At 34.6% G+C, this 8,921-nt stretch carries 10 protein-coding genes; 7 read left to right on the top strand and 3 right to left on the bottom strand.

Features of this window, described 5'->3' with window-relative positions; genetic code table 11:
- The first annotated feature begins 244 nt into the window (after positions 1-244).
- Positions 245-1,039, top strand: coding sequence for a hypothetical protein (locus tag FTU71_RS14040; RefSeq protein WP_031946098.1), 795 nt, complete (start codon positions 245-247; stop codon positions 1,037-1,039).
- A 94-nt stretch (positions 1,040-1,133) separates the two neighbouring features.
- Here the strand turns inward: FTU71_RS14040 and FTU71_RS14035 are convergent, their stop codons facing one another.
- A complete protein-coding gene (locus tag FTU71_RS14035) occupies positions 1,134-1,328 on the bottom strand; it encodes a type II toxin-antitoxin system RelE/ParE family toxin (RefSeq protein WP_050595110.1) in 195 nt (64 codons plus the stop codon).
- A 171-nt stretch (positions 1,329-1,499) separates the two neighbouring features.
- Between FTU71_RS14035 and FTU71_RS14030 the strand changes: the two genes are divergently transcribed.
- The 6 genes from FTU71_RS14030 to FTU71_RS14005 all read left to right on the top strand — a co-directional run bounded on the left by FTU71_RS14030 (position 1,500) and on the right by FTU71_RS14005 (position 6,519).
- On the top strand, positions 1,500-1,859 hold the full coding sequence (locus FTU71_RS14030) for a surface-adhesin E family protein (RefSeq protein WP_179989163.1): 360 nt from the start codon (positions 1,500-1,502) through the stop codon (positions 1,857-1,859).
- Between the two features lie 245 nt (positions 1,860-2,104).
- Complete coding sequence (locus FTU71_RS14025) at positions 2,105-2,809, top strand: IS6-like element IS1008 family transposase (RefSeq protein ID WP_043963410.1); 705 nt, start codon at positions 2,105-2,107, stop codon at positions 2,807-2,809.
- A gap of 39 nt (positions 2,810-2,848) precedes the next feature.
- Positions 2,849-3,214, top strand: coding sequence for a RepB family plasmid replication initiator protein (locus FTU71_RS14020; protein WP_218944957.1), 366 nt, complete (start codon positions 2,849-2,851; stop codon positions 3,212-3,214).
- 1,083 nt (positions 3,215-4,297) lie between these two features.
- Entirely contained in the window at positions 4,298-4,636 is a 339-nt protein-coding gene (locus FTU71_RS14015; protein WP_114237945.1) for a hypothetical protein, read from the top strand.
- A 136-nt stretch (positions 4,637-4,772) separates the two neighbouring features.
- Complete coding sequence (locus FTU71_RS14010; RefSeq protein WP_114237944.1) at positions 4,773-5,573, top strand: DUF2310 family Zn-ribbon-containing protein; 801 nt, start codon at positions 4,773-4,775, stop codon at positions 5,571-5,573.
- A gap of 241 nt (positions 5,574-5,814) precedes the next feature.
- Positions 5,815-6,519 (top strand): IS6-like element IS1008 family transposase, encoded by a 705-nt coding sequence (locus FTU71_RS14005; protein ID WP_043963410.1) that lies wholly within the window; start codon positions 5,815-5,817, stop codon positions 6,517-6,519.
- Between the two features lie 125 nt (positions 6,520-6,644).
- Here the strand turns inward: FTU71_RS14005 and FTU71_RS14000 are convergent, their stop codons facing one another.
- Both FTU71_RS14000 and FTU71_RS13995 read right to left on the bottom strand, forming a co-directional pair.
- A complete protein-coding gene (locus tag FTU71_RS14000; RefSeq protein WP_179989164.1) occupies positions 6,645-7,814 on the bottom strand; it encodes an ATP-binding cassette domain-containing protein in 1,170 nt (389 codons plus the stop codon).
- Between the two features lie 91 nt (positions 7,815-7,905).
- Positions 7,906-8,781, bottom strand: a complete 876-nt coding sequence (locus tag FTU71_RS13995) for an SDR family oxidoreductase (protein ID WP_078081115.1) — start codon at positions 8,779-8,781, stop codon at positions 7,906-7,908.
- Between the last annotated feature and the right edge of the window lie 140 nt (positions 8,782-8,921).

Raw genomic sequence — 8,921 nt, 5'->3', positions numbered from 1 at the left:
TTAAGTTCTTTATCCGACATAGACACCAACATATCAAACCGTCCGCTAAGAAAATTGCAACAGCGCATATTCTAAAAGCGGACATTTTTACTTTGGAGAAACCGGACATTTCTATTTTGGAGTTACAAGTGTACTTCGTATAATCGCCATTATGTTAAATGGACAATTAATAATTGAATATTTCACCTTTTTTTTAATTAGTAGCTAAAATTACTTTATAATTTAAACTTATAAGGTATTTAAAGTGAAAAGTCCTCTTTCTAAAATATTTCTACTAAATATTCTCATAATGGCTGGTAGTGTTGCGTATGCCATTGAAGTTAAGCCATTCAAATTTATAAAAAATAATGAAGGTTATCCAGAAAATATTGGTTTATATAAAATAACAAATAAATACAGTGAGTTATATGTAAAACAGTATCCATTTTCTATTGAGAACAATAATAGAAATGCTGGTTTTATTAGTGAGATCGACCCACAATGTGAAATCTTAGAAAAGATATATAAGCAACAGCAGAATACTTATGTTGTAACAAGTACATGTGGCGCATGGTTTGGTATGAGTAGCCCAGAAAGCCATTATTTTATATATGAGTTTAACGATCTAGCAAAATTAATTAAATCTGAAACTATTGAATTCAAAGAGTCATTAGATATTACTATTTCAGAGCTTAATTCAGGTATAAAAATAACATCAAGCCAAAGTCCTAAAACTGGGAAAAAATATGATTATGAATACAAAAATGGGAGCTTATATGACTTCTCAACATCTATGAATAGAAATTTAGTTTCAAAAGAAAATGATAGAATCTGTAAGGGATTCTATGATCAAGTTTATACTCAATTTAAGTATTCTTATGTACCTGGTATGACTAATCTTTTTGAAATTTTACCTAGACATGCTTATTCATGGGTTCCAAACAAAATAAAATCTAGTGAAGAATTATCAGATAAATTAGCCAATGATTTAAAAGGGAAAGATCTAACACAACGTAGAAATGTTCCTTATTCAAGATTTAAACAAGACTATTGTTCTTAACTAAACTTAAGTATTCCTAAAATTAATATAATAGGTGCTATGCAAAGTCAAAATGTTAGAACCCATTCAAAATGGGAGCTATAAGCTCCCATTTTTAGTCTTTAATACGCTTTTTAGCTTCGTCATAAACTATGCTATCAGCTCGTTTCCCGACTGTGATGAGCAAGATAACTACCTGATCATCTTTAAATTGATAGACAAGTCTGACACCAGCTTTTAATAATTTAATTTTATAGCAACCTGCAAGATTGCCTCTCAGCATATTCTTTGGAATATGTGGCTGCTCTATGACTTTGGCTAGTTACTTCTTAAATTGATCTCGTATAGCAACAGGGAGTTTTTCCCATTTGTGTGTCCTTACCCATTTAACCCATTTAAAATTATTAAATTAAAAAATAAATTGAACAACAGAAATAATATAAGTATATTTCTGGAAATTAGCTTTAAAGAGACTAAGTAGGTGAAAAGACTATTAAAAATTACATTAATCAGCGTAATGGTTCTTAATGCTCAAAATATATTTGCAAAAATAATTATAGATAATGCAAATTATCAATCTAAAATTATAAAATTAAATAGTACAAAGAATCCCAAAATAACAAGAGCTTGGGTAGAAACCGAGTTTAAAGAGGAGAAGAATAGGTCAACAGTTCTATATGAGATAGATTGCGAACAAGAAAAATTCCGAAGACTAGGAGGAGTTATGTACAAAGAAGTAACAGGTGATCCAATAGCTATGGAACCTACAAAAGAAGAATATATAATTCCAAATACAAATCTAGATACGCTTAAAAGGGAGGTATGTACAGGAAAATATTAGAAAAACTTGAGAGATTTGGGGGATCAGAGAATTATTGTAGTTATCCTGATCTAAATGACAATTCAAGAGTAAAGATAGAAAAAATTTGTTATTTAATTTAGGGCGGCACTGTCACACGAGGGTGTAAATAATTCTGTGTAAATACAGTTTTATTTACAGTCTCTAAAGCTCCCTTTTTATAGGGCACTGTTGCAAATAGGCTGACATGATAAGCTAAATATCTTATTTATTTCGAGATACAGCAGATGAATCCCTTCCACGGTCGGCACTTTCAAGGTGAAATCATTCTTTGGGCTGTTCGTTGGTATTGTAAATATGGCATCAGCTATCGTGAACTTCAAGAAATGCTCGCTGAACGAGGCATAAATGTGGATCACAGTACAATTTATCGTTGGGTTCAGCGTTATGCTCCAGAAATGGAAAAACGGTTACGCTGGTATTGGCGTAACCCTACAGATTTACATTCATGGCATATGGATGAGACTTATATCAAAGTGAAGGGGCGATGGACTTACCTGTATCGTGCAGTTGATCAACGTGGTCATACGATTGACTTTTACCTTTCCGCTAGACGGAACAGTAAATCAGCCTATTGTTTTTTAGGAAAGATCTTCAATACGGTGAAAAAATGGCAAATTCCACGGGTCATCAATACAGATAAAGCAGCGACCTATGGCCATGCTTTATCACGGTTAAAGCGAGAAGGAAAATGTCCAGTAGATATTGAGCACAGGCAGATTAAGTATAAAAATAATGTCATTGAATGTGATCATGGTAAGTTAAAGCGAATCATCAGGGCCACATTAGGATTCAAATCTATGAAGACTGCTTATGCCACAATTAAAGGTATTGAAGTCATGCGTGCACTACGTAAAGGACAAGCATCGTCATTTTATTATGGTCAGCCTCAGGGTGAAGTGTGTCTAATCAACAGGGTTTTCGGTCTCTAAGCACTTTTTAAAGGGAACATCATCGACTCAAATCTCTATTTGCAACAGTGCCGTCAAATTAACGAACACACGGATATTATTGCTGAATATGAGCAACACAAGCAAGGTCGCACTATTACAGGATTTACCTTTAAATTTAAACAAAGAACCAAGCCCAAAACGGTAAAAGCTGAAAAGACAGAGCGTGATCCACATACAGTAGATATGTTTATAACCATGACCGATAATCAACGCTTTGCCTTCGCTAAAAAAATATCTCAATTACATGAGGCATCGTATTTGGCACAAGGGCAAGCAGGTCGAAGTTACGATGTGTTTGCTGAACAAATTGCTGAAGCATTATTAGATAGTGAAAAGCAGAAAGTATATTTACCCTTCTTATCGAAATTAGGGTTTAAATTTTAAGATTTTTATTCGCTGTTTACAGGTTGTGGTAGAAGTAGTCCTTGATATCAAAAACAAAAATTATTTTAAGGGAATAAAGGCTTCTGACTATCACCAAATGATAAGTTATCTGAGTTCTATTCAGTGAAAAACTGCTATATTAGGGGTCAGCACAGAAAACGGAAATTATAGGGCGGTAAGTACATTTATTTACTTCTATGTAGTTGTTATTTAAGAACTTCGTTAAAAATCTTTCAATTAAATTGCATGTTGCCAATCTCTAGCAGACAGGCAAAGCATAAAAATATAAATCTTTGATTTTAATAAATTAATTAGTCGACAAAATTCCTTGTCGTACTATTTTCTCCAAATTCTGGGGTAACCCCTATCAAATCAAAAACTCGATGATATGCGTCATTTAGTTGATCAAATACCTTCTTACGGCAGTCAATCTATACCTAAAATAAACGATCCTAGTTGGGAGGGGTTATTAGATGATCGGAGAATATCTTGGAATATGAACGACATCACCATAATAGAAAGGCTAGTACTTATTTATTATACTTTTAGTATGAAGGTTCTTAGTGTTTTCAATCAAGAATTTGCAGAGAGAGGAGTTTCTTTTTCATACTCTGATTAGTATGCCTATGGCAAACCAATTTCACTGCTTCGGTACCCTAGTGAGGACTAGAACCTTAGGCTGTAGGCTAATGATATTGGTATATTGAGTTATTTAGGTAGTCGCGGTGTACTTCATGGTGTATAGAAAGTTAGTTTTTCGAGCTAATAAAGCCATTTTGACAAAATTTAAGAAGTATTTTAGAAAACTAGATAGTTACACAGAATTTAGGGTAGTCTCAAAATGAAAGTTATAACTAATGGTTCTTTAACATCTTCTAATTCCTTTGGTGAAAAATAAGATTCCATTTTATGCTTAACTCTCAACTTTTTTTCGCTAAATCATTTATTTTACGAAGGTTAGACTTTCAATATTAAACTTACAATTCTTGTAATACAGCCATTCCAATAGGCTTAAGAAGTTGAGAGTGGCATTTCTTGCATAGAATTATTTTGTATTAAATAAAATAACTAAAGGTTTGGCTCGTGAAGATCTCAATAAGAAAACTGTATGTAATTAGCTTAAGTGCATTAATTACTGTGGCTTGTTCCAGTCAAAGTGAATCAGAAGGGATGCTAATTATAAATAACAAAACCTCCGAAGATATAACTAAGGTTAATTTAACTTATAAAACCACTAATAAATCAGAAAATATAGGTAATTTATCTCCTAATCAATCATTTAAGTATCCTATAAAATATTCTGACACCGAAGACTCTATAGTAATTACATATACTGATAGTAATAATACAGTGCATAAGGATGTAGCTGTTCCTTATTTCGGTAAATATGATAAGAAAAATTATAGTTATAATATCAAGTAGTTTAAGTATTATTAATATTTAGAGTGTACGGCATTGACGGTATAGGTTAAATTGACACTACAAGACAGCACTTTAACCAATTTCAACAGCAACATCCCCAAATATATTTAATATAAATTAAGCATGAGATATAAAAATGCACGCCTTTGATATTATCATACCCCAATATACAGGTATCGCTGAAGATGATGATAGCCACGACCATGATGTATTTTGTTATTTAGGAAATTTAGAAGGCAACGGACAAATATTACCCCGTAACCATCATTTAGCTGTTAGCCAAAATGATATTACTCGCGTGACTGTGGTGTGTCCTGAAATGGATGCCCTTGACCGTAAAAATATGAACAGCTATGCCCAAGAAATGCACAATAAAATCGAACAGTTAGCAGGTAAACCCATTCAAACCTTGTATATCGGAGAAGACCATGACTATCCTCTTCCCCGTTATGCCGTACCAACGCAATCTGAATTTTACATGTTGCGTTGGGGCTGGAGTTCGCCTTTACTAGATGGAGTAACCTTACAAGGCATTCCTCTATATAAAATCCCATATACCCAACCTGATCACCCTTGTTATGATAATGTGTGGTCATGGTATCGTCAGGCTGAAGCGTTATATCGTTTGTGGCTTGGTTCTCAACCAGTAAGTGAAGCCTTTGCCTTAGAGCAAATGCAAAATCCCAATTCTGAGCATAGCAAAATAGGTCGAGAATTGTGCCGTATCATTGAACAAAGCACAGGTGTACCCACCTATTATTTTCTAATGAATTACCGTGATTGGACACAGGCAGAAGATATGGAACAAAAATGTCCACTGACAGGGCAGGATTGGCTATTGCCTGCCAATACCTATCACTATATTGATTTTAAATGCGATGAGAGTCGTTTGGTGAGTGAGTTGAGTCAAAATTGGTCGGATGAAAGCGAGGACTGACCGAATGAAAAATTATTTGTGGTAAGCTCATAAAGCCTATCAAGCATAGAGATAAAAATAACACCCAAACTATCTGTAACCAACCGTGAATCGTCTCGATATTTTCGGAGAGTGTTTTACTGGAATCAGGTACAGGACAAGTTTATTTTCAGTATACCCTAGCGGAACCACCTAAAAAGGCACTGTTGCAAATAGGCTGACATGATAAGCTAAATATCTTATTTATTTCGAGATACAGCAGATGAATCCCTTCCACGGTCGGCACTTTCAAGGTGAAATCATTCTTTGGGCTGTTCGTTGGTATTGTAAATATGGCATCAGCTATCGTGAACTTCAAGAAATGCTCGCTGAACGAGGCATAAATGTGGATCACAGTACAATTTATCGTTGGGTTCAGCGTTATGCTCCAGAAATGGAAAAACGGTTACGCTGGTATTGGCGTAACCCTACAGATTTACATTCATGGCATATGGATGAGACTTATATCAAAGTGAAGGGGCGATGGACTTACCTGTATCGTGCAGTTGATCAACGTGGTCATACGATTGACTTTTACCTTTCCGCTAGACGGAACAGTAAATCAGCCTATTGTTTTTTAGGAAAGATCTTCAATACGGTGAAAAAATGGCAAATTCCACGGGTCATCAATACAGATAAAGCAGCGACCTATGGCCATGCTTTATCACGGTTAAAGCGAGAAGGAAAATGTCCAGTAGATATTGAGCACAGGCAGATTAAGTATAAAAATAATGTCATTGAATGTGATCATGGTAAGTTAAAGCGAATCATCAGGGCCACATTAGGATTCAAATCTATGAAGACTGCTTATGCCACAATTAAAGGTATTGAAGTCATGCGTGCACTACGTAAAGGACAAGCATCGTCATTTTATTATGGTCAGCCTCAGGGTGAAGTGTGTCTAATCAACAGGGTTTTCGGTCTCTAAGCACTTTTTAAAGGGAACATCATCGACTCAAATCTCTATTTGCAACAGTGCCCAAAAAAGATTGAAAACCATTTTAAAGCTTTCGACTTAACCTTTTTTTACATCAATAATGGCTTCATTTAATGTCAGCATACTTTTTGAAACACCACCTGATTTTCTTGTACACTGTCAGACAAGACAGACTCCAGTAAAGTTTTATCTGGCTGCAAATTTTCAAACTCTTGGTACAGATAACCAATTTTTAATTTCGGTACAGCATAGATCCCTTCATACTTATTTCTGATTAAAGAAAAAAGAGTAGATTTACCACTTCCATTATCCCCCAATACAGCAACTTTTTGTTTGTTTCGGATTTCAAAAGAGGCATGATTAAAAATCAAATGATTATCATATCCAAAAGTTACTTCTTCACCACGAATTAATATTTTATTTTTCGGGGGATTTGTTAGCTCAAAATTAATTCGAATATTTGCCTGTTCTTCGACTTGTTCTTTTACATCTAACTGCTCTATTCGTGATTGCACGGCTTTTGCTTGCTTTGCTATTGCTTTTTGTCGCCCTCCAAAAGACTTGTAAGTAGATATGAAACTTCTAGCTCTAATTTCAGAATTACTCATATTCCTTGGCTTATCTGTTATCGCTTCAGCTTGCCTTTTTTTCTGCAAATAAGCTTCCTCTAGTTGCTTTTTCTTTGCTTGATAATTTTCATATTCTCTTTTCTCAGTGTGAATTTGATGTTCCTTCTGCTGTTTATATGCAGTATAATTCCCGTCAAAACAGTTAATGGTATTGTTGTCAATCTCAATAATTCGATTACACAATTCATCTAATAAATTTGTATCGTGGCTAATAATCATCATTGTGTTATATTTTCCTAAATTTCGCTTTAGCAATTGAATCCCTTTAGTATCTAAATTCGCTGTTGGTTCATCTAGTAAAAGTATTGAACTACTCTTAGAAAAAGTCTCAGCTAAACGTAAACGAGTTTTTTCCCCACCACTGAACCAACCTTCAGATATTGTTGAGCTGGAGCGAAATTCTTTCAATTGCCAAGAATCTACTGATTCGTGGTATTGACCGAATTGTTTATAATAAGAGATATCTCCCTTAACCTCAACATTTCCCTTGTCAGGAGCTATATCATTGTTAATGATCTCCAACAACGTCGTTTTTCCACTTCCGTTTAACCCGACTACACCAATAATATCGTTCTTAAAAACAGTTAATTTATCAAAAGTAAAAAGAAGCTTGCCTCCAAAATATTTTTCTATTCCTCTCATTTTTATCAATTCCATACAATCGCCTCCCTTTCTAGCGATTAAGTTAATAAACATATTAAATCATTAATTAGTTTTTGTAGTTTAGAGAGTTTATTTCTTAGGGTTTCTATTCCTCAATTATTCCGTATCCTTCTGGTGCAGGAATCCCATGTTCCGAAGAACGACTGACTGATTCCCACTCTTTCCATGTAAATATACGTTTTTCTGCATTTTCAACAGCTAAATCATATACAAGGCTTCCCAGAACTAATCGGAGAGGCGGATTCTCACTATTAACCAGTTTCATTATAGCTTCGGCGGCTAACTTAGGATCACTATCCACCGATTCGTTTGAATATTGTTGGGCCAACTTTTCACGTAATGAATCATACTCTTTTTTCTGTGTAGTAAAACTCATTTTTAAGTATAGATTCGTCCAGTAACCTCCAGGTTCTACGATAGATACTTTTATACCAAAATGTGCAGCTTCTTGTGCTAAAGCCTCGCTAAATCCTTCTAAAGCAAATTTACTAGCGCTATAGATTCCCGACATTGGACCACTAATCAGTCCACCAATACTAGATATCTGGATAATATGACCTGATTCTTGTGCCCGCAAGTACGGCATAACAGCTTGACTTACCCATACTGTACCGAAGAAATTAGTTTCCATTTGGCTTCTAACTTCATCTTCACTAAATTCTTCAATCATTCCCATTACCATATTCCCTGCATTGTTAATGACAATATCGAGTCTTCCAAAATGTTTAATGGCAGTTTCCACTGTAGTCGAAACAGCACTTCTATCAGTAACATCAAGACTTAAAGGAAGTAACATTCCTTCAAACTGGCATTTTAACTCATTCAGTTTTTCAATATTTCTAGCAACACCAACAACCTTCTCTCCTGACTCCAATGCTTTTTTTGTGAATTCGTATCCTAGTCCACTGCTTGCACCTGTAATAAACCACACACGTGTATTTTCATTGTTATTAAATGTCATAAATAATCTCCTCGGTAGTGTTTCAAAAAGTATGCTGAAGAAAAAGCCGATTGGATTTTGATAAAATAGAGAAATGCAAATAACTCTAGCAATCAAATGTCCAACCTGCCTCAGTGATAGTATAAAGAAAAATGGTATCA

This window comes from Acinetobacter sp. YH12136 (assembly GCF_013418545.1).
GTDB lineage: Bacteria > Pseudomonadota > Gammaproteobacteria > Pseudomonadales > Moraxellaceae > Acinetobacter > Acinetobacter towneri.
Note: the sequence above shows the minus strand (reverse complement) of the source record. Positions and strands in the feature narration are given on the sequence as shown.

Bases quoted from the DNA above. Each gene is read 5' to 3' on its own strand.
- FTU71_RS14010 (WP_114237944.1), top strand. From the start codon at position 4,773: ATGCACGCCTTTGATATTATCATACCCCAATATACAGGTATCGCTGAA.
- FTU71_RS14000 (WP_179989164.1), bottom strand. From the start codon at position 7,814: ATGGAATTGATAAAAATGAGAGGAATAGAAAAATATTTTGGAGGCAAG.
- FTU71_RS14025 (WP_043963410.1), top strand. From the start codon at position 2,105: ATGAATCCCTTCCACGGTCGGCACTTTCAAGGTGAAATCATTCTTTGG.
- FTU71_RS14005 (WP_043963410.1), top strand. From the start codon at position 5,815: ATGAATCCCTTCCACGGTCGGCACTTTCAAGGTGAAATCATTCTTTGG.
- FTU71_RS13995 (WP_078081115.1), bottom strand. From the start codon at position 8,781: ATGACATTTAATAACAATGAAAATACACGTGTGTGGTTTATTACAGGT.